This window comes from Roseivivax lentus, assembly GCF_900156805.1.
In the GTDB taxonomy this organism is placed as follows: Bacteria; Pseudomonadota; Alphaproteobacteria; order Rhodobacterales; family Rhodobacteraceae; genus Roseivivax; species Roseivivax lentus.
The window spans coordinates 1-25594 of record NZ_FTOQ01000017.1 but is presented as its reverse complement, the minus strand read 5'-3'; the positions used below and the strand labels follow the sequence as shown (position 1 = coordinate 25594).

Here is a 25594-nt window from a genome sequence, read left to right as displayed (position 1 = left end):
GTGCGAAGCGGGGGCCATGGGATTCGCCGCCGATATCCGCCTGAGCCGTGGGCCCGTCATGTCCTTCATGGCGCTGGGTCTCTTCTGGGGTGCCTTCGCGGCTTCGGTGCCGGAGGTCAAGCGCGCCGCGGGGCTGAGCGATGCGGGCCTCGGCCTCGCGCTTCTGGTCGCCACGTTGGGCGCGGTGGCGGCGATGTGGCTGGCCCCCCTGCTGGAACGGCGCCTCGGCGCGCGGGCGCTGGGGTGGATCACCGGGCTTGCGGCCTGCGGCGCGGTCCTGCCGGGGCTTGCGGGCAGCCCCGCCACCTTCACGCTGGCCATGGTCGCGGCCTGCGCGGGCTACGGCCTTCTGGACGTGGCGATGAATGCGCGGGTCAGCGCGCTGGAGGCTGCGAGCGGGCGCGGCCTCATGAACCTCAATCACGCGACCTATTCGCTGATCTATGCCGCCGCCGCCATTGCCGCCGGGCTCGCGCGGGAATGGGGCGCGTCGCCCCTCGCCATCTTCGGCGCCGTCGCGGTCCTGAGCGCCCTTGCCGCCCTTTACGTGCTGCGCGTGCCCGCCCCGGCCGAACCCGCGGGCGACGAGCCGGGGACATCCGCGCGCCAGACCGACGCCCCGGCCCTTTCGTGGCCGCTGGTCATGTCGGGCGGCGCGATCATCTGCCTTGCCTTCCTCGCCGAGCAGGGCACCGAAGGCTGGTCCGCGCTGCATCTCGAACGCAGCCACGATGCGGGTGCGGCGGCGGGCGCCATCGGTCCGGCGCTTCTGGGGCTCACGATGGGGATCGGGCGGCTCTTCGGGCAGGTCGCGACGCGTTACCTGCGGGAATCGGTTCTCATCCGGGCCGCCGCGCTCATCGCCGCGGCGGGTGCGGCGCTGGCGGCCCATGCGCCGCAGCTGGGCCTCGCCTATGTCGGGTTCACCATCATGGGGCTCGGCCTGTCGCTGATCGTGCCCACGGTCTTTGCCTGGGCGGGCAAGCGCATCCGCGCCCGCGACCGCGCGCTGATGGTCTCGCGCCTGTCGGTCGTGGGCTATACCGGGTTCTTCGCCGGCCCGCCGATGATGGGGCTTTTGGCCGAGGCGTTCGGCCTCGCGGCCTCGTTCACGGCACTGGCGCTGCTGCTCCTGGCGATCCCGACGGCGCTTTTGCCGCTCATGCGCCGTGCGGCGCCCGATCCCATCCGTCGCTGAAGCCCTTCGGCACCATCAGGATGTCGCGGTCGACCTCCTCGATGTTGCGATGCCCGCAGAGGCCCATCGTCGTGCTGAGCTCTTGGTGGATGACCTCGAGCGACTTCGTCACGCCCTCCTGCCCCATCGCGCCCAGCCCGTAGACATAGGCGCGGCCGATATAGGTGGCCTTGGCGCCCATCGCGATCGCCTTCAGCACATCCTGGCCCGAACGGATACCCGAATCGAGATGCACCTCGATCTTGTCGCCCACCGCATCCATGATCGGCTCCAGCGCCCGGATCGAGGACAGCGCGCCATCGAGCTGCCGGCCGCCATGGTTCGACACGACGATGGCATCGGCGCCGACGTTCAGCGCCTCCTTCGCATCGCGCGGATCCATGATGCCCTTGATGATGAGCGGGCCGTCCCACATCTTGCGGAACTGCCTGATCCGCTCCCAATCGAGCGACTGATCGAAGGCCTGCGCGGTCCAGGTCGTCAGCGAGGACGGATCCGTCACGCCCTTCGCGTGCCCCACGATATTGCCGAAGAAGCGCCGCTTGGTGGACAGCATCCCGAGGCCCCAGCGCACCTTGGTCATCATGTTGGCGATGGAGGCGGGCGTCAGCTTCGGCGGGGCCGAGAGGCCGTTCTTGACGTCCTTGTGCCGCTGGCCGAGGAGCTGCAGGTCGACCGTGATGATCGCCGCCGAACACTTGGCGGCCTTGGCCCGGTCGAAGAGCCGCTGCATGAAATCGTCGTCCTTGAGAGTGTAGACCTGCATCCAGAACGGCTTCGAGGTGTTGGCGGCCACGTCCTCGATGGGACAGATCGACATGGTCGACAGCGAATAGGGCACGCCGAACTTCTCGGCGGCGCGGGCGGCTTTGATCTCGCCGTCCCAGTGCTGCATACCGGTGAAGCCCACGGGCGCCAGCGCCACGGGCATCGACACGTCCTGCCCGATCATCTTCGTCGCCGTGCTGCGGTCCGCCATGTCCTTGGCGATGCGCTGGCGGAAGTAGATCCGGTCGAAATCGGACTTGTTCTCGCGGAAGGTCTGCTCCGACCAGCTGCCCGATTCCGTGTAATCGTAGAACATCTTGGGCACACGGCGGCGATAGATCCGGTGCAGGTCCTCGATTTCGGTGATGATGGGCATGTGCACGTCTCCTCGCGTTGCTGCACGATCGTTAGCAAGCGCGATCCCGCGCCGCAATGTGGGCGCACTTGCCCGAGTGTCGCAGATGTGCCGGACCATGGCCGTTTGCATCCGCCGGGAAGGCCGCTAGGAAGAAGCAGCACAGAGGGAGGAGCCGGATCATGCACGTTGCCGCACTGGACGGAATCAAGCTGAATTACCGCGAGGATGGCGACCCGGACGGCGTGCCGGTGGTGTTCTCGAACTCGCTCGGAACCGATCTGCGGCTCTGGGACGATATCCTGCCGCTTCTGCCCGCGGGCTTCCGCTTCATCCGCTACGACAAGCGCGGGCACGGCCTCTCGCAGCTCACCAAGTCCCCCTACGGCATGGGCACGCTGGTGCGCGACGTCGAGATGCTGATCGAGCATCTGGGCCTCTCCCGCGTGATCTTCGTGGGGCTTTCCATCGGCGGGCTGATCGGGCAAGGCCTCGCGGCCAAGCGCGGCGATCTGGTCCGCGCGCTGGTCCTGTCGAACACCGGCGCCAAGATCGGCACCCGCGAGATGTGGGACGAACGCATCGCCGCAGCCGAGGCGGGCGGGCTCGAGGCGCTGGCGGATGCCACGATGCAGCGCTGGTTCTCCGACGCCTTCCGCGGCACCGACGCCTTCCACGCCTGGCGCAACATGTTCGTGCGCCAACCGATGGAAGGCTGGACCGGCTGTGGCGCGGCCATCTCGGGCAGCGATTTCTACACCACGACCGCAGCACTTGAACTGCCCGCCCTCGGCATCGCCGGGTCGGAAGACGGCTCGACCCCGCCCGATCTCGTGCGCGAGACGGTGGACCTGATCGCGGGATCGGAATTCCACCTGATCCGCGGCGCAGGCCACCTGCCCTGCGTCGAGGAACCCGCGGAATTCGCCCGGATCCTGTCGGACTTCCTGACCACCGTGACCGCGAACGACTGAGGAGACCGGAGCGATGGCGCATTTCCTTCTGGTCCATGGCTCGTGCCACGGCGCGTGGTGCTGGCGCGACCTGATCCCCGAACTCGAGGCGTTGGGGCACAGCGCGAAGGCCATCGACCTGCCATCCCATGGCTACGATCCGACCCCGGCCGGCGATGTCACGCTCGACGATTACGCCGCCGCGATCCATGCCGCCCTCGACCGGCCCTCCATCGTGGTGGGTCATTCCATGGGCGGCTACCCGATCAGCCGCGCCGCCGATCTCAACCCGACCCATATCGAGAAGCTGGTCTATCTCTGCGCCTACGTGCCCTGGGACGACCATTCCCTGATCGAGATGCGCCTGCGCGCCCCGCGCCAGCCGATCCTGAAGGCCGTGCAGAAGGCCGAGGACGGGGTGACCTTCTCCGTCCTGCCCGAACATGCGCGCGAGGTGTTCTACCACGATTGCAGCGACGAACAGGTTGCGTTCGCCCTCGAAAATGTCTGCCCGCAGGCGGTGCTGCCGCAGGACACCAAGGTCACGCTCGGCGCGACCTACGCGGCAGTGCCCCGCGCCTATATCCTTTGCGAAGAGGACAGCGCGATCCCGCCCGAGTTTCAGGCCGAGATGGCCGCCGATTTCCCGCCCGAGGATGTGACCCGCATGGCGACCTCGCATTCGCCGTTCTTTTCCGACCCCGCCGGTCTGGCCGCGCATCTGTCGAGGATCGCCGCGACATGAGCGCGAGCCTCTTCGACAGCGCGCTTTACGGCAAGCTGGTGCCCACCGGCGACGTGGCGCGGCTCTTTTCGGACACGGCGGAAGTCCGCGCGATGCTGATCGTCGAAGGCGCACTGGCCCAGGTGCAGGGTGCCGCGGGCCTCATCCCCGAGATCAGCGCGAAAGCCATCCACCGCGCATCGCTCGAATTGCAGATCGACCCGGCGGGACTGGCCGAGGCCACGGGCGAGAACGGCGTGCCGGTCCCGGCCCTCGTCGCGGCCTTCCGCACGCTGATGCAAGCGCCCGAACATGCGCAATACATCCATCACGGCGCGACCTCGCAGGACATCATGGACACCGCGCTGATGCTGCGGCTGCGCCGGGTTCTGAGCCATTACGAAACCGGGCTGACCCGCATCCTGCGCGCGCTGGCGCAGCTGGCCGAGGCCCATGCGGACCTGCCCATGGCCGCGCGCACCTATGGCCAGCACGCGACGCCCACCACCTTCGGCGCCGTCGTCGCGGGCTGGGGCTGGCCGCTTCTGACGCTGCGATCCGAGATGGACGCGCTCCGGAGCGGGCTCACCGTGTCGCTGTCAGGGGCTGCCGGCACCGCCTCGGCGCTGGGTCCCGACCCGGCCGCCCTGCGCGCGTCCTTGGCGCAGGCGCTGAACCTCGCCGATCCGGGCCGGTCCTGGCACACGGATCGCGGTGCACTCCTCAGGCTCGGGCAATGGATCGCACGGCTGACGGGCGCGCTCGGCAAGCTGGGCGAGGACCTGATCGCGCTGTCCGCGTCGGAAGTCCAAGAGGTGCGGCTCGGCGGCACCGGCGCGTCGTCGACAATGCCGCAGAAGCAGAACCCGGTGGCGCCATCGGTTCTCGTTATGCTTCAATATCACGCCGCAAGCCTGTCTCATAGCCTGCAAATCTCAGCCACGCACCGTCACCAGCGCGATGGGGCCGCGTGGTTCACCGAATGGATGACGCTGCCGCAGCTCTGCCTCGCAGGGGCCGCGGCGCTGGAACGCGCGGGCCCCCTCGTCGAAGGCATGACCCCCGATCCCGCCGCGATGCGCGCGACGCTCGCCGCCGCGAAGGGGGCGCTGGCCGCCGAGGCGCTGTCTTTCGCACTGGCCCGCCAGATGCCCCGGCCCGAGGCGCAGGCCGCGGTGAAGGCGCTCGCCGAGCAGAGCGCGCAGAGCGGCACGGACCTGATCGCCGCCGCCGCCCGCGCCTATCCCGAGATCGACCCCGCCGCCTTCACGCCCGAGCGGCTGACCGGCACCGCGCCCGACGCGGCCCGCGCCTTCGTCCGCGCCGTCCGGGACGCGGGCTGAGCGATGCGCACCGCCAAGGCCTTCCTCGTCTCCACCGTGGTGATCGACGCGATGGGCGTCGGGCTGATCATGCCCGTCATGCCCGACCTCATGCGCGAGGTGACGGGCAGCGACATCTCCAATGCCGCCCTCTGGGGCGGGCTTCTCGCCACGTCCTTCGCGCTGATGCAGTTCCTCTGCGCGCCGCTTCTGGGCTCGCTCTCGGACCGTTACGGCCGCCGTCCCGTCCTGCTGGGCGCGCTTTTCATCATGTCGCTCGATTACATCGTGATGGGCGTCGCGGGCACGATCTGGCTTCTGCTGGCGGGGCGCATCGTGGCGGGCATGACGGCGGCCACGCAATCGGCGGCCTCTGCGGCGATGGCGGATCTCTCCCCGCCGCACGAGAAGGCCGCGAATTTCGGATTGATCGGCGCGGGCTTCGGCATGGGCTTCGTGATCGGGCCGATCCTGGGCGGCTTTCTGGGCGAGTTCGGCACCCGCGCGCCGTTCTTCGCTGCAGCGGCCCTCGCCGCGCTCAACCTCGTCATCGGTTACCTCGCCCTGCCCGAGACGGTCACCGATGCCAACCGCCGCGCCATCGACCCCCGCAGGCTCGATCCCCTCGGCGCTTTCCGCGCCATGGGGCGCATCCCCGGCGCCGCGCGCACCCTGCTGGTCTTCTTCCTGCTGCAGGTCGCGTTCTTCGTCTACCCGTCGATCTGGTCCTATTACGGCGTGGCCCGCTTCGACTGGGACGCGCGCACCATCGGGCTGTCGCTGGGGCTTTTCGGGATCACCGCGGCGATCATGCAGGCCGGGCTGATCCGGGTCTTCCTGCGCATCCTGGGCGAGCGCGGCACGGTGATCTACGGGCTCTGCATGAACGCCCTCGTCTTCACCCTTCTTTCGGTGCTGACCTCGGGCACGATCGTTCTGATCCTCGTGCCGCTGGCGGGCTTCGCCGCCGTCACCTCGCCCGCGATCCAAGGGCTTCTGGCGCGGCAGGTGCCCGATAACGAACAGGGCGCGCTGCAGGGCCTCTTCAGCGCCTGCGGGGCGCTGGCCGCGATCCTGTCGCCGCCGCTGATGACCGGGACGTTCTTCTTCTTCACGCGCGGCGAAGGCCCGGGCTTTGCAGGCGCGCCCTTCGCATTGTCCGTCGGCATCCTCGCCTTTGCGCTGGCGCTGATGTTCGGCCCGCGCGGCGTCGGCCGCATCGAGGAGAAAGCCGCATGACCGAGATCAGAGCCGCCGTCCTGACCGCCTTCGGCGCGCCCTTCGAGATCGAGACGCTGACGCTTGCCGCCCCGCGCGCGGGCGAGATCGAGGTCGCCGTGGAGGCCGTCGCGATCTGCCATTCGGACATCGCCTATGCCGAGGGCGGCTATGGCGGCACCCCACCGCTGGTGCTGGGCCACGAGGCGGCGGGCCGGGTCACGGCCCTGGGCGACGGCGTCACCGATCTGGAGGTCGGCCAGCGCGTGGTGATGACGCTGATCCGCGCCTGCGGCACCTGCGCGACCTGCGCGGGTGGGCGTCCGACGCTCTGCCAGACGCCCGCGCGGCATCCCACACCGCTGGCCCGCCCGGACGGCAGCCCGGTCATGGCCGAGATGGATTGCGGCGCCTTCGCCACCGGCGTTGTGATCGGGCGCAACCAATGCGTGGCGGTGCCCGACACGATGCCCGGCGAGGTCGCGGCACTTCTGGGGTGCGGCGTGATCACCGGTGTGGGCAGCGTGATCCATGCGGGCCGCCTGCGCCCGGGCGAGGACGTGGTGGTGATCGGTGCGGGCGGCGTCGGGCTGAACGCGATCCAGGGCGCGCGGATCGCGGGCGCGCGGCGCATCGTGGCGGTCGACATGAGCGCCGGCAAGCTGGAAACCGCGAAGGCATTCGGCGCCACGGACGGCGTGCTGGCCAGCGATGCCAAGCCATGGAAGGCCGCGCTGCGCGCGCTGGGGCGCGGGGCCGATCTCTGCGTGGTGACGGTGGGCGCCATCGCCGCCTACGAAACCGCGCCGCGCTACCTGGGCTGGGGCGGGCGCATGGTCATGGTGGGCATGCCGCATTCCGGTCAGACCGCCTCTTACGAGCCGGTGATCGCGGCATATACCGGCCAGGCGATGATCGGCTCCAAGATGGGCGACGTGGTGATCGCCCGGGATATCCCGTGGATGGCCGACCTCTGGGCGCAGGGGCGTCTGAAGCTGGATGAATTGATTTCGGGGCGCTGGTCGCTCGATCAGATCAATGACGCGGTGGCGGATACGAAATCCGGGACGGCGCGGCGGAACGTGATCGTCTTTTAAGGCCGTTGGGTGACGCCACGCGGCGGACGGAAAGCCGTCATCCTCGGGCCTGGTCCAAGGACCTTTACCCAAACCAAGCGAGAGTTTGGAGAGATCCTCGGGTCGAGCCCGAGGATGATGGCCAGCTTCAACAGCGCCCGGCCAGCGCCAGTCCGGCGGGCTGGCGCCGCAACGCCCGCGACAGACGCTATATCATGCAAAATCATTGCGCTGACCAAGCCGCGCGCGGGTCAACACAGCGCCGCTCCGGCGGGGCCGGGTCATGCGGGACGCATGCCTCCGGCATGACCGCTGGCCAGGCACTTTCGGTACCGTTCCGGCTTGGCGATCATATCACCCGTCAAAACTGAAGGTGGCTGCGTACCCACCAATGCCTGCCAGGAACGACAAACGCCGATCCGCTAGGGATCGGCGCCTGAGCTTGTTCAGTTGTCCAGCAGACCTTATTCCGCCGCGACCGCCTTCTCCTCGGCATATTCCCAGGGCCGCACGAAGGCCGACAGCACCGCGTTGATGTCGCCCTCGGGGGCGCCGTTGCCGGCGACCTGCGCCACCAGCCCGCGTTTCTTGTCGTCGATCACCGAGGTGACCCGCGCCGGGCAATCGGCCTTTTCGAGCGCGTCGTTATAGACCCGCGTGATCGCCATCTTGCGCAGGTCGGGCTTGAACACCTTGCCCACGGCGGTCTTCGGCAGCTCGTCGAGGATGTCCATGTGCTTGGGCTGGGCCGCGCGCTCATGGACGTGGATCTTGCAATGCTCGATCAGCTCCTCCGGCGTGACCTCACCGCCGGCCACCAGCTCCACATAGGCGCATGGCATCTCGCCCGAATGCGCGTCGGGCTGGCCGATGGCACCAGCGAAGGCGACGGCGGGATGGGTCAGCAGCGCCTCCTCGATCTCGGCGGGGTCGATATTATGCCCACCGCGGATGATGAGGTCCTTCGCGCGGCCGGTGATCCACAGATAGCCATCCGCGTCGATCCGGCCCAGATCGCCGGTGCGCAGGAAGCGGCCTTCGTGGAAGAGGTCGCGGTTCTTTTCCGCCTCGGTATAGGTCGCGCCTTCGTAGACGCCGGGGTTCGAGATGCAGATCTCGCCGATCTCGTCGACCGCGCATTCCTGCGGGCCCTGGTCGGTCTGCTTGACGATCTTCACCTCGGTATAGGGGAAGGGAATGCCGATCGAGCCCACCTTCTTCTCGCCGTCGGGCGGGTTGCAGGAGACGAGGCAGGTGGCCTCGGTCAGCCCGTAGCCTTCCACCACCGTGACGCCCGAGGCCGCCTCGAAGCGCTTGAAAAGCTCCATCGGCATCGGTGCGGAGCCCGAGAAGGCGGTCTTGACCGAAGACACATCGGCATCGACCTTGCGCTGCATCAGCGCCGAGACGGCGGTCGGCACGGTGATGACGAAGGTGATCTTCCAGCGCTCCACCAGCTTCCAGAAATTGTCGAAGACGCCCTCGCCGCGATAGCCCTGCGGCGTCGGGAAGACCACATGCGCCCCCGAGGCGAGCGCGGCCATCAGGATCACGTGGCAGGCGAAGACGTGGAACAGCGGCAGCGGGCAGATGATGTTGTCTTCCTCGGTGAACAACAGCCGATGCCCGAGCCAGCCGTTGTAGATCATGCCCGAATAGAGGTGCTGCGCCACTTTCGGCATGCCCGTGGTGCCACCGGTGTGGAAATAGGCCGCGACGCGGTCGTCCTTGCTGTCCTCGAAGGTCAGTTCGGTCGGCTGCTTGGCCATTTCCTTGGTGAAGCTGCGGATATTGGCATGGGGGTTGCCTTCGATCTTGGGCCGGATGAGGGGCACGATCCAGGACTTGGGCGGCGTGAGGTAGCGATTGAGGTCGACCTCAAGGATGGTGTGCACCGCGGGCGCGTGGCGCACCGCCTCGGCCACCTTCTGGGCGACATCGGTCTTCGGGAAGGGCTTCAGCGTGACGACCACCTTGGCGCCGGTCTCGCGCAGGATGGCGCCGATCTGCTCGGGCTCCAGCAGCGGGTTGATCGGGTTGGCGATGCCCGCGACGGCGCCGCCCAGCAGGGTGTAGATCGTCTCGTTGGCATTGGGCAGCACATAGGCCACCACGTCCTTCTCACCCACGCCGAGCGAGCGGAAGAGGTTCGCGGCCTGCGCGGTCTTGGCGCGCAGTTCCTTCCAGCTGACGGTCTCGGCCTTGTCGGTCGGGCCCGAGAAGATCTGGTAGCTGACCGCTGGACGATCCGGGAATTTGCCGGCCGTTTTCGACAACAGACCATAGAGCGTCTTGGGCAGATCGCGGTCCGCCCACGGCATCTCGTTCTCGATCGCATCGCGGTCCGCTTTGGATGCAAAGCTCATGGTGGGTCTCCCTCCCTTGTGTTCCCGAACGGCACTGTGTTGCCGTTTGCGCCAGCGTACAAGAGCGGGGACGCCACGGCAAAACGGCTCTGACGCAACGTCCGAAGGCCCTGCGCGCCGATCAGGCGCCGAGGTCCGCGAACCGTCTGCCGTTCTTGACCAGATCCGCCCAGATCGGATGCGGCTCCCAAAGCCGCCGGTCGGGGTGATCCACGCTGTCGAGGATGCGTTTGACGTGGAACAGCCCGGCGCGATCCGCGGCCATCATCGGGCCGCCCCGCCAGCGCGGAAAGCCGAGGCCCAGATGCATCGCGAGGTCGATGTCGTCGGACCGCGCCACCGCCCGGTCGGCCAAGAGCCGCGCGCCCGCATTGGCCAGCGCCGTCATGAGGCACTCGGCAAGCGCATCCAAGTCGCGCGGCTGCGGCGCGGGGGGGCGCATGTCGTCGATGAGCTTGCGCACAGCGGGATCGGGCACCCGGCCCTCCTCGCGGTGCAGGTAGAAGCCGCGTCCCGTCGCCAGACCCTGGCGCCCGGTCTGCAGGACCAGCGCGGACCAGTTGCGCGCGCCTTCCGGCCGCGGACGCCCCGCCCCATCGGCGAGCCCGGCGATATCGCGCATCTCGAAGGGCGCACGCGGCCAGTCGAGGCCCCGCACCGCCGCATCGATTGCAAAGGGGTCCTCGCCCAGATCGACCAGCGCATCCGCCGCGGCCTGCAGCGTCATCATCATCCGGTCGGTGACCGCATCGCCCCGCGTGGCGACGACCAGCGGCAGCTTGCCCATGCGCCGCACCAGCGCCCGCGCGAACTGCACCGCCTCGGGATCGGCGCCGGGCCCCACCAGCACCTCGGCGAAATTGGCATGCGTCACCGGCGGTGCGAAGCGCAGATCCACCTGCGCCACGGGGTCCGGAAAGGCCTTGAACCGCGGCGCGCCGGGCGGCAGCGGCACGGCCCCCTGCCCGCGCGCGGCGATGATCGCGGCATGGATGCCCTCGGCCATCTTGTGGCTTTCGCCGAGCTTCAGCCGGTCGAGCATGACGCGCAGATCGGCTTCCGTGACGGCCCCGCGCGCCTTCTGCGCGGTCAGCGCGGCGGTCACCTCATTCATGCCCGCGCGCAGCCGCGACGGATCGCGCGTGCCCCAATTGACCGCGATCCCGTGTTTCAACGCGCAGATGACGATCTCGGTCGCGAGCGGCCCGCCGCCCAGCACCGCGATCCGGACCTCCTCCGGAAGGTGGGCGGCATCCTGCGCCGCGCCCGCCAGAAGCCGCCGTTCGGCCAGGAATATCTGCCGCATCGCCAGCGCCTGATCGCTGCCCGCGAGTTCGAGGCAGGCGTCGGCCTCGCGGGCGAGCCCGGCCTCGAAGGGCAGAAGTTGCGCTGCCTCGACGCAATCGAGGATGGCGTGGCGCGCGGCTTCGGGATGGCCCGCCAATTGCGCACGCCGGCGCGCGATCGCCGCCTGGTAGCCCACCGGATCGCGCAGACCGGCCTGGGCCGCGGCGGATGGCCTCGGCCCCGATCCCGCCTCCTGCAGGGGGGCGCAGAACCGCAGCGCCGCGCCGCGCAGGTCCTCCGCGACGACCGCGTCGAAAAGCGCGCGCGCCGGCGGACGCCGCACCGTCACCGGGCGGCCGCCGAGCAGAAGGTCGAGCGCCGGATCGGCGCCCAGAAGCCGCGGCAGCCGCTGGGTGCTGCCGCCACGCGGCGACAGGCCCACCCGCACTTCGGGAAAGGCGATCTGCGCCCCTGCGCCGGCAAGGCGGTAATGCGCCGCCAGTGCGAGTTCGGCGCCGCTCGAAAACACCTGCCCCTGGATCGCGGCGACCACGGGCTTCGTCGCGGCTTCGATCTCGGCGCAGAGGGCCGAAAGGGTCGGCGCCTCGCGCTCCCCCCGGGCCGCGAACCCGCGCGGTTGCGGCAGATCGAGCCCGGTGCAGAAATCGCGTCCCGCCGCCACGATCAGAAGGACGTCGATCCCGGGGTCTTCCAGCGTCTCGGCGAGCGCCGCCGACAGGGCCGACCGCACCGGCGCAGAGATGAGATTGGCGGGCGGATTCGCGATCTCGAGGACCGCGATCCCGCCGGCGACGTGGCGATGAACGAGGTCCGGCATCCGTCTGCCCTTTATCCGAAAAAGCCCAGCCGCACGGCCGGGTCAGCCTGCCCGCTCCGGACATCCGCCGGATTTTGCAGCATTAGACGAAATTATCCACAGCCGGGCAAGCGTCCCCCCGAAGCGAGCCAACGCGCCCGGCAGAGCGAGTCCCTCTTGCAATATATTCATTTTTTTATATGTGTTGAATCAGCGGCGCGGACGGGCGCAGGTGGATGGAAGGACAAGGCATGCCGACGGACTGGATCATGGGACTTTTGGGCGGCGGGCTCATCGGCCTCGGAGGGGCGGTGTTCCTCTTGGCGAACGGGCGGATCATGGGCGCATCGGGCCTGATCGGCGGGCTCGTCGACGGGTCGGGCCGCAGCAATGCGGGCGAACGGATCGCCTTTCTGGCGGGCACGGCGGGGGTGCCGCTGATCCTCGCGCTGCTGTTCGGCGCGGTCGAGAACAATCTCACGCAGAACGTTATCCTGCTCATCGCGGGCGGGCTTCTGGTGGGGGTCGGCACGCGCATCGCCAATGGCTGCACGTCGGGCCACGGGGTCTGCGGCATCTCGCGGCTGTCGCTGCGGGGCATCGTGGCCACCTGCTTCTACATTCTCGCGGGCGGGCTGACCATCGCGCTCCTGCGGCACGGTCTGGGGGTGATGTGATGCGGATGATCTTCGCCTTGATCGCGGGCGGGCTCTTCGGGGCCGGGCTCTATCTTTCGGGGATGACCGACACCGCGAAGGTGCAGGGCTGGCTCGATGTCTTCGGCAACTGGGATCCGACGCTGGCCTTCGTGATGGGCGGTGCGATCGTGCCGATGGCCATGGCATGGCAGGTCGCCGCGCGGCGGCAGGCACCGGTGGCGGGCGGCAGTTTCCCGGCCCCGCCCGAGGCGCGTCTCGGGCGCAACCTCGTCGTGGGCTCGGTGCTTTTCGGTATGGGTTGGGGCCTCGTGGGGCTGTGCCCCGGACCGGTCGTCGCCTCGCTGAGCTATGGCGGGCCGGGCGTCTGGGTCTTTCTCGCGGCGATGCTCGCGGGGATGGCTGCGGCCCCGTTCGTGCGGCGCCGTCTGGACAGTGCGGTTCCCGCGGAGTAGGCCAGCGACATGGAACCGCGCCAAATCACCGACCGCTATTTCGTCTCGCCGCAGATCGACGCCGAGGACATCGCCGACATCAAGGCGGCGGGCTTCACCCGGCTCATCTGCAATCGTCCCGACGGGGAAGTGCCGCCGAGCCACCAGGCGTCGGCCATCGGCGCCGCCGCCGAGGCGGCGGGGCTCGATTTCCAGGTGCTGCCGCTCACGCACCAGACCATGACGCCCGACAACGTCGCGGCGCAGGCGGAACTGATCGATGGGGCGCCGGGGAAGGTTCTGGCCTATTGCGCCTCGGGGACGCGGTGTTCGGTGGTCTGGGCCTTGTCGCGGGCCGGTCATGACCCGGTCGACGAGATCCTGTCTGCCGCGGCCCAGGCGGGCTACGACCTTGCCGGGCTTCGGCCGACGCTGGAGGCGATCACCGCGCAGTCGACCGACTGAGCGGCCCGGCCGATCCGTCCTTCACACGCTTCAGCTATCGCGCCTTCCATGCGCAACCAGGATCGGGCGCGCATGACGATTGCCCCTAGAGCGGCTCATATCGGCGCGAACGGACGCCCTTACCCATGGCCGCCCTTCACTCCTGCGGCGCCATCCCCGGCAAGTCGGGCAGCTCCATCGGCGGCAAATTGTCGAGATCGAGCGGCGGCAGCTCCGGCAGATCGTCGAGTTCGGGAATATCCGGCAGGTCCACCAGCGGCGGCGTGATCCCCGGCGGCGCGGAATCCTGGCCGGACGGCGACGGCTCCGCCGCATCGACCATCTGCTGGAAATCGAGCGGCGCCATGGGCTCGGACGGGGCACCGGCCTGCCCGCTTCCCGCCATCGCCGTCGCGGCCAGGCTTTCCATCCGGGACTTCGCCTCCCGGCCCTGCAGTGCATCCCCGCCGAGACGCAGGGCGCGTTGGCCGTTCATCTGGCCCAATGTGCCCTCGGCGATGGACAGGCCGCCCGCCGCGCAGAGTTTCGTCCGGGTCAGCGCATCGCGCGGCAGGGCCAGGCGGCTGCCCTCCTGCAACGCCTCCACGTCGCGAAGCGACAGCGTGAGCCGGCACAGCACCACGTCGAGATGCACCGGCAGCGTCATCATCAGCTGGCTGTGCCGCGGCATGGCCGGGTCGGCCTCCGCATCGTCTTCGGCGGGTGCCGTGTCGCGTTCGGGGAAGGCCAGCATCATCTGCCCGGACCGGCAACCGCCCCCCAGATCGACCTGCAGGCGGAACAGCGTGTAGAAGGCCGAATCCATCAGCGTGCCCGCGATCCGCGCCGTCTCGACCCGGGCGCCGAAGCGGAATTCCGCGATCTGGCGGTGCAGCGGATGGGCGGCCATCAGCCGCGCGAAATTCTCCAGTCCCTGATCGAGCAGCGGCGCGGTCATCGCCGCATCGGTGGCGGTGAAGGGCCGATCCTCGGGCTCCATCGCCGAGATGGTGCCGAAGGTCTGCACCTCGGTCAGGCCCGCGACGAGCGCGCCGTCGATGCGCGCGAAGCCCGGCAGCCCCTCGGGACCGTCGAGCAACACGATCATGCCGCCCTCGCCCAGCGCCTCTTCGCAGCTTGCCTGATCGATGCGCGACTGCTGCACGTCGCGCGCCAGCAGCGCGAGGTTCCAATGCGTCTCCGCCGCGCGGGCCAGCGCACGGTTCAGGGCCTTTTCCGGCGACATGCCATGGGCCTCGAACGCACGCCGTCCGATCGACGCCTTGCGACGAAGCACATCGTTTGTTTCGGCATCCTGCGCGTCGTGCATTCTCGGTCCCGTTCACCCGTCTACAGGGGTTATGGGCGCGTTAGGTTACCATTTTCTTGATGAATTCTCATTCCGCCGCCAGAGCGGCATCGCGCGGCAGCCGCACGCGGAAGGCGCCGCCCGTCTCGCCGGGCAAGTAGGAGATGGTGCCGCCCAGCCGCTCCATGATCTGGCGGCAGATCGCGAGGCCGAGGCCCGCACCGCCCGCCTTCTGGTCCGACATGCGCGAGAACTTCTCGAAGATCATGTCGCGGGATTCCTCCGGCACGCCCTGCCCGTTATCGACGAAATCGACGCAGATAGCGTCGCCCAGATCGCGCACGCGGATCTGCAGGACAGGCTTCTCGGCCTCGCAATATTTCCGGGCATTGGCGATGAGGTTGATGAAGACCTGCGCCAGCCGGTCGAGATCGGTATGCAGCCGCACCACCTCGGAGACGTGGTTGCGCTGGATGCGCAGCCCGTCCCCCTCGCCTGCCGCCGCCGCGGCGACCGCGCGCTCGATCACGTCGCTCAGCGTGCCTTCGCGCAGGTTCAGGCTGACGCGCCCATTCTCCATCACCGACAGATCGAGGATATCGTCCAGCAGCCGCGTCAGGCGGATCGTCTCGTCGTGGATGATCGAGGCGAATTTCGACTGCTCGGCATCGGACAGGCTGTCGGAATCGCGCAGGATCTCGGAAAAGGCCCGGATCGAGGACATCGGCGTGCGCAGCTCGTGGCTGATCTGGCTGAGGAAGGCGTCTTTCTGCACCGACAGGCGGGTCAGCTTCTGGTTCGCCTCGCGCAATTGCCGCGCGGTGCGCGACAGCTCGGCCGATTGCGCCTCGAGCCGGGCGGAATATTCCATCAGCTGCGCCGATTCGTCGGCCACCGCGATGAGGTCCTGCACCGACACGGAGGTCCCGCCGACGATCTGTCCGACCATCGCATGCGCCGTGGCCGCGCCGACCGAGCCCGCCAGCTCGCGCTCCAGCGTCTCGAGAAAGCCCGGTTCCGGTTCCGGCAGATCGCCCTTCAGCCCCATCCGCCGCGCCTCGCGGCGGAACAGCGCGATGGCCTGGTCCGATCCGAGGATCCGCTGCGACATGATCAGGAGATCCTCGGTCTGCGCGACCCCGGCCGACCAGCTGCGCGGCCCGCCCGAATGCTGGAAGATATTGACGAATTGCGCACCCTGAAGCCGCTCCAGCGGGGTCGGAAAACTCGCGACCGAGACCACGAAGAAGGCGATCGCGTTGAGCGACATGGACCACAGCAGCGCGTGCAGGAACGGGTCCATGCCGCTGAGCCCGAAAAGCGCATGGGGTGCCAGCCAGCCAATGCCGAAGGGCCCCGCGCTCATGAATTCGGCGGAGAAGATGACCGGGCCGAAGGAGGGCAGGAACAGCGTATAGGCCCAGAGCGTCGCCCCGGTGAAGAGCCCCGCCAGCGCGCCCAAGCGGGTCGCGCCGCGCCAGAAGATACCGCCCAGCACCGAGGGCAGCACCTGCACCGCCCCCACGAAGGAGATGATACCGATGGAGGCAAGCGCCGTGCCGCCACCCGAAAGCGCGTAGTAGAAATAGCCCAACAGCACCACCGACACGATGGAGACCCGCCGCGCCGTCAGCACCACGTGACGGATATCGCCCGACATCGAGGCGCGCCCGCCCGTCAGCCGCAGCCAGAGCGGCATGACGATATGGTTGGAGACCATGGTCGAGACCGCGATGGAGGCCACGATCACCATCGAGGTCGCCGAGGAGAACCCGCCGAGAAACGACAGGACCGCAAGCTCCGTCTGGCCCTGCGCGAGCGGCAGCGTGACCACGAAGAGATCCGGGTTGGCGCCCGCGGGCAGAAGGTCGAGCCCGGTCACCGCGATCGGCACCACGAAGACCGACATCAGCAGCAGATAAAGCGGGAAGGCCCAGCTCGCGGTGCGCAGATGGTCCTCGTCGGCCGATTCCACCACCAACACCTGGAACATCCGCGGCAGGCAGATGAAAGCCGCGGCCGACAGGAAGATCAGGCCCGCCCACCGCCCGCCATTGATGTCCCAGCTGCGCAGCGGCGAGGCTTCGATCCGCGCCAGCGTCTCGGCGATGCCGCCCGACAGGCCCCAGACCACGAAGACGCCCACCGCCATCAGCGCGAAGAGCTTCACAACGGCCTCGACCGCGATGGCCATGACGACGCCGTGATGGCGTTCGTTCGCATCGAGGTTGCGGGTGCCGAAGATCACCGTGAAGAGCGCGAGGCCCAGCGCCACGAGGAAGGCGGAATTGGCGCTTTGCGCGGGGGCGTTCCCGTCGCCCGACGCGGCGTCCGTGGCGAGCGCGCCGATGGCGCTGCCCGTGCCGCTGCCGCTGAAGACCTCCAGAGAGACGGTGACCGATTGCAGCTGCAGCGCGATATAGGGCGTCGTCGCGGTGACCGACAGAAGCGTCACCCCCACCGCGAGAAGGTTCGACTTGCCATAGCGCGACGACACGAGATCGGCCACCGAGGTGATCCGCTGGGACCGCCCGATCCGCACCAGCTTGCGCAGGACCCACCACCAGCCGATCATCACCAGCGTGGGGCCGAGATAGATCGTCAGGTATTCGAGCCCGCTGCGCGCGGCCGAGCCGACGGCGCCGTAGAAGGTCCAGGCGGTGCAATAGACCGACAGCGACAACGTATAGACCATGGGCGAGCGCAGCCAGCCGCCCCGGCCCCGCCGCGCCGCGCCATCGGCGAAGAAGGCCACGGCGAAGAGCAGGACCACATAGGCCAGGCAGATCGCCACAAGCCCGTTGAAGGAGATCATTCCTGGCTCCGCTCCGCCTCGGCGGCCTCGCCCAGCGTCAAGCGGTAGGACAGGATCGCGCCGACGACGATCAGCACCACCCAGATGGTGAAGACGTAGATTAGAGCCTGGCTCATCGGCGGGCCATCTTCCGCCCCGCGCGGCCACAGAAGCGGGATCAGCCAGGCAAAAGCGCCGATCAGCGGCAGGATGCGGGCGGCGTCCTGCAGGCGCCGGCGGCGATAGGTCCGCCGCTCGAAGAAGACCGGCGAGACCGGGCGTGCCTCGGGATCGCTCATGACGCCGGGGCCAGCGCCCGCACGGCGTCCAGCACCTCGCTGTTCGAGAAGGGCTTGGTCATGAAGCGGTTGGCGCCGGCCTGTTCGGCCAGTTCGCGGTCCTTCGACTGGCCCCGCGCCGTCAGCATCAGGACCGGCAGGCCCGCGAGGCTGTCATCGGCGCGGATCTCGCGCAGGATGTCGTAGCCGGACTTGCCCGGCAGCATCACGTCGAGGATGACCACGTCGGGCCGCTCGCGGCGGGCCACCTCTGCGGCATCCTTGCCGGATGTATGGCTTTTGACGTGCCAGCCGTCGCGAGCCAGGATGAATCCGATCGCCTCGATGATATTGGGTTCATCTTCGATCAACAGCAGACGCTTCGTCATGCCAGGTGGCCTCCCCTCCGCCTAACACCGGGACTGTCGCCCAAATTTCATGCGCTGACCAGAAACTTATGATCACGCCCGGCGCGGCTGTCAAAATTCCTCGCGCGGGTCCCGGCCGAGGATCGAGGGCTCCCGCCGCCCGTCGCAATTCCGGCGCGGGCAGATCCGGCAATTGACGCCGACGGGCAGCGCCCGTTCCGCGTGATCCTCGGCCACCGGCGTCACCAGCATCGTCGCCTCGTAAAGCGGCGCCCGGTCGAGCCGCGGCGGGCCCAGCGGTTCGGCGATGGCGAAGGCGCGATGCGGGCGCGGCGGCTGGCCGGGATGCAGGACCAGCACCGAGATCGGCTCCCCGGGGCGGTTCAGCGCCGCATAAAGCGGCCAGAGCGGGCAGCCCGCCCCGAAGCGCGGCATCGGGAAATCCGGCAGCGACTTGCGGAAGGTCAGAACGCCCGATGCGTCGCAGATCGCAAGGCCGAACCCCGCCGGGGCCTCGGGCCTGTCCACCGCGTCCGGATCGAGCATCGCCAGCCGCCGCATCACCCGCGCGACGCCGTGCCCGGTCTCGGCCGCAAGCGCCACGGGATCGGGGCCGCAGCGGGCCAGCGCCTCGGTCAGGGCGGCAAGCGGCAGGGCCGCCGCATCGGTGGCATAGCGCGACAGCTGCGCCGTCAGCAGCGCCTTGGCCGCCTCGGACCGGCCCTGGGCCAGGCTTTCGGCGAGCATTTCGGGCACCGCCGGATCGATTTCGGCCGACGCGCTTCCGGCCTCGAGCGCCGGGAAGACGTATTGCGCTTCCTCGAGGATGGCGTCGACCTCCTCTTCGGGCGCGGTCGCCTCGCTGCCGCTCTTGTCGTCCGCCGCTTCGAGATAGGCCACGAGGGCGCGCGAGGTCTCGGCCAACTGGCCGCTATCCTCGTAGATGTTCCGGTGAAACCGGCCCTGCCATTCCGGCGAGATGTCGCCCGGCTCGGCGAGGATCGAGGCCGCCGAGCGGATCGCGGTGACCCGGCTCAGCATCTCGTGCAGCGAGGCGGCAAGCTGCGGGTCGTGCGTGACCCGGTCCGACAGCGTGTCCACCGCCCGCTCGAGCGACTGGATGCGCCGCTGCGAGCGGGCCAGAAGCGCGGCCCATCCGGGAAAGCGCCCGGCGAATTCGTCGACGCGGTCCTGCTCCGCCGCGGCGCCGAGCGGGCCGGAGGCCGCTTCCCGCAGCGCCCCGATCAGCGCGGCCTCGGCGCCCTCGGTCAGCACCGAAGGCTCCACTTCGAGGATCCGCGCGATGTCCACCAATAGCCGGCCGCCGATTCTGCGCCGGTTGTGCTCGATCAGGTTGAGGTAGGATGGCGAGATGTCGGCGCGCTTGGCGAGCTCGGCCTGTTTCAGCCCGAGGATGATGCGCCGTTCGCGGATGCGGCTGCCGGTCAGCGTATCGCGCGCCATGAAGAAAATCCTGTTTCTACAGCGGCTTTCTGCGTCGCCGCATCAATAAATTTACAGAATACACCTGTATTCCGTTCATTCATTGACAAAAAAAGTGTGGGTGTAAAGCGCGTTGTTGCCAGGTTTTCCCATCCGCCGTCATAGTGCATTTGCACGACATGTGCCTTTGCGTGACAGGCCGGAGGAAGCCTGGCGCAATTTCAATAAGGGAGGATTTGTATGTCCAGACAGAACCTGACACGCCGCGGCGTGCTCAAGACCGGCGCCGCCGCAGGCGCAGGCCTCGCGCTGCCCACCTATCTCAGCGCAGCAGGCCATGAAGGTTTCACCAACGCACCGAGCGGCGACACCGTCACGCTCGGTTTCAACGTGCCGCTTACTAACGCCTATGCAGAAGAGGGCGCGGACGAACTCCGGGCACTGGAGCTGGCGGTCGAGCATCTGAACGGCGGCGGCGACGGCGGCATGCTGCAGACCTTCTCTTCGAAGGCGCTGGACGGCACCGGCATCCTCGGCAAAAAGGTCGAATACGTCACCGGCGACACTCAGACCAAGTCCGACGCAGCCCGCGCATCCGCCCGTTCGATGATCGAGAAGGACGGCGCGGTGATGATCACGGGCGGCTCGTCCTCCGGCGTCGCGGTGGCCGTGCAGGCGCTCTGCCAGGAAGCCGGCATCATCTTCATGGCGGGTCTGACCCACTCCAACGACACCACCGGCAAGGACCGCAAAGCCAATGGCTTCCGCCACTTCTTCAACTCCTACATGTCCGGGGCAGCCCTCGCGCCGATCCTCGTCGACCAGTATGGCGCGGACCGCAAGGCCTATCACCTGACGGCCGACTACAACTGGGGCTACACCACCGAAGAGGCCATGGCCTCCTCAACCGAAGCTCTGGGCTGGGAGACCGTGAACTCGGTCAAGACCCCGCTCACCCAGACCGACTTCTCGGCCTACATCGCGCCGGTTTTGAACTCGGGCGCGGACGTTCTGGTTCTGAACCATTACGGCGGCAACATGGTGAACTCGCTCACCAACGCCGTTCAGTTCGGCCTGCGCGAGGCGGAAGCCAACGGCAAGAAGTTCGAGGTCGTCGTGCCGCTCTACTCCGAGCTGATGGCCCGCGGTGCCGGGCAGAATATCGCCGGCATCCTCGGCTCGCAGAACTGGGACTGGAAACTCGAGAACCAGCTCGGCGCGCGCTACTCGGGCACCAATGCCTTCGTGCAGTCCTTCGGTGAAAAGTACGGCTTCCCGCCGTCCCAGGCCGCCCATACTTGCTACGTGCAGACGCTGCTTTACGCCGATGCGGTCACCCGCGCGGGCTCCTTCGCGCCCTGTGCCGTGGTCGAGGCGCTGGAAGGCTTCGAGTTCGACGGTCTGGGCAACGGCCCGACCCTCTACCGTGCCGACGATCACCAGTGCTTCAAGGACGTCGTCGTTGTGCGCGGCAAGGAGAACCCGGAAAACGAGTTCGACCTGGTGGAAATCGTCGAAGTCACGCCCACCGAGCAGGTCACCTACGCGCCCGACCACCCGCAATTCGCGGGCGGTGCGCTCGGCACCTGCAACAACGGCGCCTGATCGGCGACCCCGGGGCCTCGCACCTCCCGCGCGAGGCCCCGATGCCGGGGGCGCTTCCCCGCCCCCGGCACCGCATCCGACCGGACCGGAAATGTCCGGATTCTCGATAGTTTACCTGGGGGGCTTTTGAGCCATGGATCAGATAATCGTCCAAGTCCTGAACGGGCTCGACAAGGGATCGGCCTATGCGCTGATCGCGCTCGGGCTCACCCTGATCTTCGGCACGCTCGGCGTCGTGAACTTCGCCCACGGCGCGCTGTTCATGCTGGGGGCCTTCTGCGCCGTGATCTTCTCGCGCATCCTGAGCCTCAGCCACGAGATCGTCGACGAGACCCGGACCGATTTCCTCGGCAACCCGATGAAGATCGACGTGCCCTACATGCATGACATCTTCGGGCCCGAGCTCGGCGCCTCGATCATCGACTGGGCGGTGCCGCTGTCGATCCTGTTCTCCATTCCGATCATGGTCGGCATCGGCTTCGCCATGGAGCGCGGCCTGATCAAGCATTTCTACAAGCGCCCCCATGCGGACCAGATCCTCGTGACCTTCGGCCTCGCCATCGTGCTGCAGGAGATCATCAAGGCGTTCTTCGGCGCCAACCCGATCCAGACCCCGGCCCCCGAGGCCTTCACCGGCAGCTTCGATTTCGGCGTGCTTCTGGGCTTCGATCCGCTGACGATCATGTATCCCTACTGGCGCCTTGTCTATTTCGCCTTCGCGGCGCTCATCATCGGCGCGGTCTTCGCCTTCCTGCAGTTCACCACCTTCGGGATGGTCGTCCGCGCCGGCATGGCCGACCGCGAGACCGTGGGCCTTCTGGGCATCGACATCGACCGCCGCTTCACGCTGATGTTCGCCATCGCGGCCTGCGTCGCGGGCCTCGCCGGGGTGATGTACGCGCCCATCGTGGCCCCGAACTACCACATGGGCATGGACTTCCTGGTCCTGAGCTTCGTCGTGGTCGTCGTGGGCGGCATGGGATCGCTGCCGGGCGCCGTCTTCGCGGGGTTCCTCCTGGGAATTCTCGAGAGCTTTGCCTCGATGCCCGCCGTGGTGCAGCTGCTGCCCGGCATCAATCAGATCGTCATCTACCTCGTCGCGATCATCATTCTGCTGACCCGTCCGCGTGGCCTGATGGGCCGCAAGGGCGTCATGGAGGAGTAAGACCATGCTCGGTATCAAAGGTAAGGACCTTTCGGTCTTCATCCTCGTCGCGGTGCTGGCCCTGCTGGCTCCCTTCCTGCTCAACCCCTTCCCGGTCGACAGCGCGATGGCGCAGTTCAACGCGGGCTATCCGGACCTGATGCAGCGCTTCGTGATCTTCGGGATCTTCGCCATCGGCTTCAACATCCTGTTCGGCCTGACCGGCTACCTGTCCTTCGGTCACGCGGCCTTCCTCGGGGTCGGCTCCTACGCGGCGATCTGGATGATGAAGCTCGTCTCGCTGAACATCGTGCCGGGCATCATCATGGCGATCGTCTTCGCCGGGCTCTTCTCGGTGCTGGTGGGCTATATCTCGCTGCGCCGCTCTGGCATCTACTTCTCGATCCTCACGCTGGCCTTCGCGCAGATGTCCTATGCGCTGGCCTATTCGGTGCTTACGCCGATCACCGGCGGCGAGACCGGCCTGCAGATCAAACCGGGCGACACGCCGCTTCTGTCCAACGTGGCGGAGGGCGAGATCGGCCGCGCCAACTTCTTCGGCCTCGAGATGTCCGACAGCTCGGTGATCACGCTGGGCGGCTGGGAGTTCACCATGAACGTGGGCTATTACGTCTGCGCCGTGGTGATGATCGCGGCCTTCTACCTCGCGATCCGCATCTTCCGCTCGCCCTTCGGCATGATGCTCCGCGCGGTGAAGTCGAACCAGCAGCGGATGAACTACACGGGCCTCAACTCCAAGCCCTACACGCTGGCGGCCTTCGTGATCTCGGGCATGTATGCTGGTCTCGCCGGTGGCCTGATGGTGGCGATGGACACCCAGGTGGGCCCCGAACGGATGTTCTGGACCGCCTCGGGCGAGGTGGTGCTGATGACGATCCTCGGCGGCGCGGGCACCCTGATTGGTCCGGTCCTCGGCGCAGGCTTCATCAAGTATATGGAAAACATCGTCTCCAAGATCAACTCGACCGTGCTGCACGAATGGTTCGCCTTCCTGCCGGACGGGATGGAGGATTTCCTCGTGACGATCTTCTACCCCTTCGTGGGCAAGGGCTGGCACCTGACGCTGGGCCTGATGTTCATGGCGGTGGTGATCTTCCTGCCCGGCGGCCTCGTCCAGGGCGGCCAGAAGATCGCGGCGATGTTCCGCGGCAAGAAGGCCGCGGAAAAGGACGGCAAGACCGCCAACCAGCAAACCCCCGCCGAATAGGAGCGCGCCATGGGAATTCTTGAAGTCAAGAACGTCAACAAGCGCTTCGGGGGTCTGCAGGCCCTGGGCGATGTGAACCTCTCGGTCGCCGAGAACACGGTCCACGCGATCATCGGGCCGAACGGGGCGGGCAAGTCCACGCTGCTCAACTGCCTGGTCGGCAAGCTCATCCCGGATACCGGATCGGTGATGTTCGCGGGCCAGTCGGTGCTGGGGCGCAAGCCCTACGAGATCAACCAGATGGGCATCTCCCGCGTCTTCCAGACGCCCGAGATCTTCGGCGATCTGAGCGTCATGGAGAACATGATGATCCCGCTTCTGGCCAAGCGCGACGGGTCGTTCCGCATGCACGCGATCGAGTCGCTGGAGGACGAGCGCGAACTTCGGGCCGAGGCCGAGAAGATGCTCGACGAGGTCAACATGCTCGACAAGCAGGACATGCATTCGGCGTCGATGTCGCGCGGCGACAAGCGGCGGCTGGAGATGGCGATGTGCCTGATCCAGCGCCCGAAACTCCTGCTTCTGGACGAGCCGACCGCGGGCATGGCGCGCGCCGATACCAACAACACGATCGACCTTCTGAAGGAGATCAAGGAAAAGCGCGACATCACCATGTGCATCATCGAGCACGACATGCATGTCGTGTTCTCGCTCGCCGACCGGATCACCGTGCTCGCGCAGGGCACGCCGCTGGTCGAGGACACGCCCGAGAACATCAAGGGGCATCCGAAGGTCAAGGAAGCCTATCTGGGCGAAGCCGCCTGATCCAAGCACATCGCGCCCCCGGCCCCGCGCCGGGGCCGCCAACGCTGAGGTTCCGGATCAGGTCCGGTACAGGAGGAAGAGAAGATGAACGTGCGCCCCGATTTTTCCAAGAACGCCAACCACGCCGAGACGGCCCCCGCCTTTCTGTCGGTCTGGGACATGCATTCCTATTACGGCGAGAGCTACATCGTCCAAGGCATCTCCTTCAACGTCCATGAAGGCGAGATCCTCGCGCTTCTGGGCCGCAACGGCGCCGGCAAGACCACGACGCTGCGCTCCATCGCGCGGCTCGGCAATCCGCAGGTTCTCAAGGGCGAGATCTGGCTCGATCACCAGCCCCTGCACCGGATGGCCTCGCACGAGGCGGCGGTGGCGGGTCTCGGCCTCGTGCCCGAGGATCGCCGCATCATTCCCGGCCTGACGGTCGAGGAGAACCTGCAGCTGGCGCAGATCCAGCCCCCCATCGGCTGGTCGATCGAGCGGCTCTACGATCTCTTCCCGCGCCTCGGCGAGCGCCGCAAGCAGGAAGGCGTGACGCTGTCGGGCGGCGAGCAGCAGATGCTCTCCATCGCCCGGGCGCTTGCGCGCGACATCAAGGTGCTCTTGCTCGACGAGCCCTATGAGGGCCTTGCCCCGGTCATCGTGGACGAGATCGAAAAGACGCTGCGCCTCATCAAGGAGCAGGGCATGACCACAATCCTCGTGGAGCAGAACGCCGTGCGTGCGCTGCAGCTGGCCGACCGCGCGATCATTCTCGACACGGGTTCGGTGGTCTTCGACGGCAGCGCCGCCGAAGTGCTCGAGAACGAGGAATTGCGGCACGAATACCTGGCGATCTGATCCGTCCCCGACGGCTGGTCGCTGGTCACCGAAAGGTCGGGGGTTCGCGCTCCCGGCCTTTTCTTTAGGAACAAACGCACGGGGCTCGCGGTTTCGTGGGCACGGAGAAGGAGGAGCGAGACCATGAGCCATCACGACCCGAACGAGACCTTTGCGCCGAGCGCGGATTTCGTTTCGCATGCCCATGTGGATGCGGCGAAAT

The 25594-nt window shown here is 67.8% G+C and carries 22 protein-coding genes; 14 read left to right on the top strand and 8 right to left on the bottom strand.

Annotated features, from left to right (window positions below):
* The first annotated feature begins 16 nt into the window (after positions 1-16).
* Positions 17-1198, top strand: a complete 1182-nt coding sequence (locus tag BW990_RS18015) for an MFS transporter (RefSeq protein ID WP_076450306.1) — start codon at positions 17-19, stop codon at positions 1196-1198.
* Here the strand turns inward: BW990_RS18015 and BW990_RS18010 are convergent.
* Positions 1161-2342: an alpha-hydroxy acid oxidase gene (locus tag BW990_RS18010; RefSeq protein ID WP_076450304.1), complete on the bottom strand. Its 1182-nt coding sequence runs from the start codon at positions 2340-2342 to the stop codon at positions 1161-1163. The two genes, BW990_RS18015 and BW990_RS18010, sit on opposite strands and share 38 nt — an antisense overlap.
* A 161-nt stretch (positions 2343-2503) precedes the next feature.
* Between BW990_RS18010 and pcaD the strand changes: the two genes are divergently transcribed.
* Genes pcaD through BW990_RS17985 form a run of 5 tightly spaced genes read left to right on the top strand, consistent with a single transcriptional unit; the run spans position 2504 to position 7635 of the window.
* Positions 2504-3295 (top strand): 3-oxoadipate enol-lactonase, encoded by a 792-nt coding sequence (gene pcaD, locus BW990_RS18005; protein ID WP_076450301.1) that lies wholly within the window; start codon positions 2504-2506, stop codon positions 3293-3295.
* Between the two features lie 13 nt (positions 3296-3308).
* Entirely contained in the window at positions 3309-4019 is a 711-nt protein-coding gene (locus tag BW990_RS18000; RefSeq protein ID WP_076450298.1) for an alpha/beta fold hydrolase, read from the top strand.
* Positions 4016-5341, top strand: a complete 1326-nt coding sequence (locus BW990_RS17995; protein ID WP_076450295.1) for a lyase family protein — start codon at positions 4016-4018, stop codon at positions 5339-5341. The genes BW990_RS18000 and BW990_RS17995 overlap by 4 nt, the downstream gene beginning before the upstream one ends.
* A 3-nt stretch (positions 5342-5344) precedes the next feature.
* Complete coding sequence (locus BW990_RS17990; RefSeq protein WP_076450292.1) at positions 5345-6559, top strand: MFS transporter; 1215 nt, start codon at positions 5345-5347, stop codon at positions 6557-6559.
* Positions 6556-7635, top strand: coding sequence for an alcohol dehydrogenase catalytic domain-containing protein (locus BW990_RS17985; RefSeq protein ID WP_076450290.1), 1080 nt, complete (start codon positions 6556-6558; stop codon positions 7633-7635). The genes BW990_RS17990 and BW990_RS17985 overlap by 4 nt, the downstream gene beginning before the upstream one ends.
* 443 nt (positions 7636-8078) lie before the next feature.
* Here BW990_RS17985 and BW990_RS17980 read toward each other — a convergent pair whose 3' ends face one another.
* Together BW990_RS17980 and BW990_RS17975 are read right to left on the bottom strand one after the other, a co-directional pair.
* Positions 8079-9980: an acyl-CoA synthetase gene (locus BW990_RS17980; RefSeq protein ID WP_076450287.1), complete on the bottom strand. Its 1902-nt coding sequence runs from the start codon at positions 9978-9980 to the stop codon at positions 8079-8081.
* Between the two features lie 121 nt (positions 9981-10101).
* Positions 10102-12105 (bottom strand): enoyl-CoA hydratase-related protein, encoded by a 2004-nt coding sequence (locus BW990_RS17975; RefSeq protein ID WP_076450285.1) that lies wholly within the window; start codon positions 12103-12105, stop codon positions 10102-10104.
* A 230-nt stretch (positions 12106-12335) separates the two neighbouring features.
* Between BW990_RS17975 and BW990_RS17970 the strand changes: the two genes are divergently transcribed.
* Genes BW990_RS17970 through BW990_RS17960 form a run of 3 tightly spaced genes read left to right on the top strand, consistent with a single transcriptional unit; the run spans position 12336 to position 13639 of the window.
* Positions 12336-12761 carry a YeeE/YedE family protein gene (locus tag BW990_RS17970; protein WP_076450284.1) on the top strand — a complete coding sequence of 142 codons (426 nt, stop codon included), beginning with the start codon at positions 12336-12338 and terminating at the stop codon, positions 12759-12761.
* Positions 12761-13195 (top strand): DUF6691 family protein, encoded by a 435-nt coding sequence (locus BW990_RS17965; RefSeq protein WP_076450283.1) that lies wholly within the window; start codon positions 12761-12763, stop codon positions 13193-13195. The genes BW990_RS17970 and BW990_RS17965 overlap by 1 nt, the downstream gene beginning before the upstream one ends.
* 9 nt (positions 13196-13204) lie before the next feature.
* The gene (locus BW990_RS17960) at positions 13205-13639 is read left to right on the top strand and encodes a protein tyrosine phosphatase family protein (RefSeq protein ID WP_076450282.1); all 435 of its coding nucleotides are present in this window, start codon (positions 13205-13207) and stop codon (positions 13637-13639) included.
* Positions 13640-13775: 136 nt separating this feature from the next.
* On the opposite strand, the gene BW990_RS17955 is transcribed toward BW990_RS17960, so the two are convergent.
* From BW990_RS17955 to BW990_RS17935, 5 genes are all read right to left on the bottom strand, one after another.
* Entirely contained in the window at positions 13776-14948 is a 1173-nt protein-coding gene (locus BW990_RS17955) for a FliM/FliN family flagellar motor switch protein (RefSeq protein ID WP_076450281.1), read from the bottom strand.
* A gap of 67 nt (positions 14949-15015) precedes the next feature.
* The gene (locus tag BW990_RS17950) at positions 15016-17742 is read right to left on the bottom strand and encodes a sensor histidine kinase (protein ID WP_076450280.1); all 2727 of its coding nucleotides are present in this window, start codon (positions 17740-17742) and stop codon (positions 15016-15018) included.
* Positions 17739-18020 carry a hypothetical protein gene (locus tag BW990_RS17945; RefSeq protein ID WP_076450278.1) on the bottom strand — a complete coding sequence of 94 codons (282 nt, stop codon included), beginning with the start codon at positions 18018-18020 and terminating at the stop codon, positions 17739-17741. Before BW990_RS17945 ends, BW990_RS17950 begins: the two co-directional genes overlap by 4 nt.
* Positions 18017-18388: a response regulator transcription factor gene (locus BW990_RS17940; RefSeq protein ID WP_076450275.1), complete on the bottom strand. Its 372-nt coding sequence runs from the start codon at positions 18386-18388 to the stop codon at positions 18017-18019. Before BW990_RS17940 ends, BW990_RS17945 begins: the two co-directional genes overlap by 4 nt.
* A 90-nt stretch (positions 18389-18478) precedes the next feature.
* The gene (locus BW990_RS17935) at positions 18479-19831 is read right to left on the bottom strand and encodes a helix-turn-helix domain-containing protein (protein ID WP_076450273.1); all 1353 of its coding nucleotides are present in this window, start codon (positions 19829-19831) and stop codon (positions 18479-18481) included.
* Positions 19832-20050: 219 nt separating this feature from the next.
* Between BW990_RS17935 and BW990_RS17930 the strand changes: the two genes are divergently transcribed.
* From BW990_RS17930 to BW990_RS17910, 5 genes are all read left to right on the top strand, one after another.
* On the top strand, positions 20051-21415 hold the full coding sequence (locus BW990_RS17930; protein WP_076450271.1) for a substrate-binding protein: 1365 nt from the start codon (positions 20051-20053) through the stop codon (positions 21413-21415).
* A gap of 133 nt (positions 21416-21548) precedes the next feature.
* Entirely contained in the window at positions 21549-22580 is a 1032-nt protein-coding gene (locus BW990_RS17925) for a branched-chain amino acid ABC transporter permease (RefSeq protein ID WP_076450268.1), read from the top strand.
* 4 nt (positions 22581-22584) lie between these two features.
* Positions 22585-23787 carry a branched-chain amino acid ABC transporter permease gene (locus tag BW990_RS17920; protein WP_076450266.1) on the top strand — a complete coding sequence of 401 codons (1203 nt, stop codon included), beginning with the start codon at positions 22585-22587 and terminating at the stop codon, positions 23785-23787.
* Between the two features lie 9 nt (positions 23788-23796).
* Positions 23797-24552, top strand: coding sequence for an ABC transporter ATP-binding protein (locus BW990_RS17915; RefSeq protein WP_076450263.1), 756 nt, complete (start codon positions 23797-23799; stop codon positions 24550-24552).
* A gap of 84 nt (positions 24553-24636) precedes the next feature.
* A complete protein-coding gene (locus BW990_RS17910) occupies positions 24637-25392 on the top strand; it encodes an ABC transporter ATP-binding protein (RefSeq protein ID WP_076450260.1) in 756 nt (251 codons plus the stop codon).
* The last annotated feature ends 202 nt before the right edge of the window (positions 25393-25594 follow it).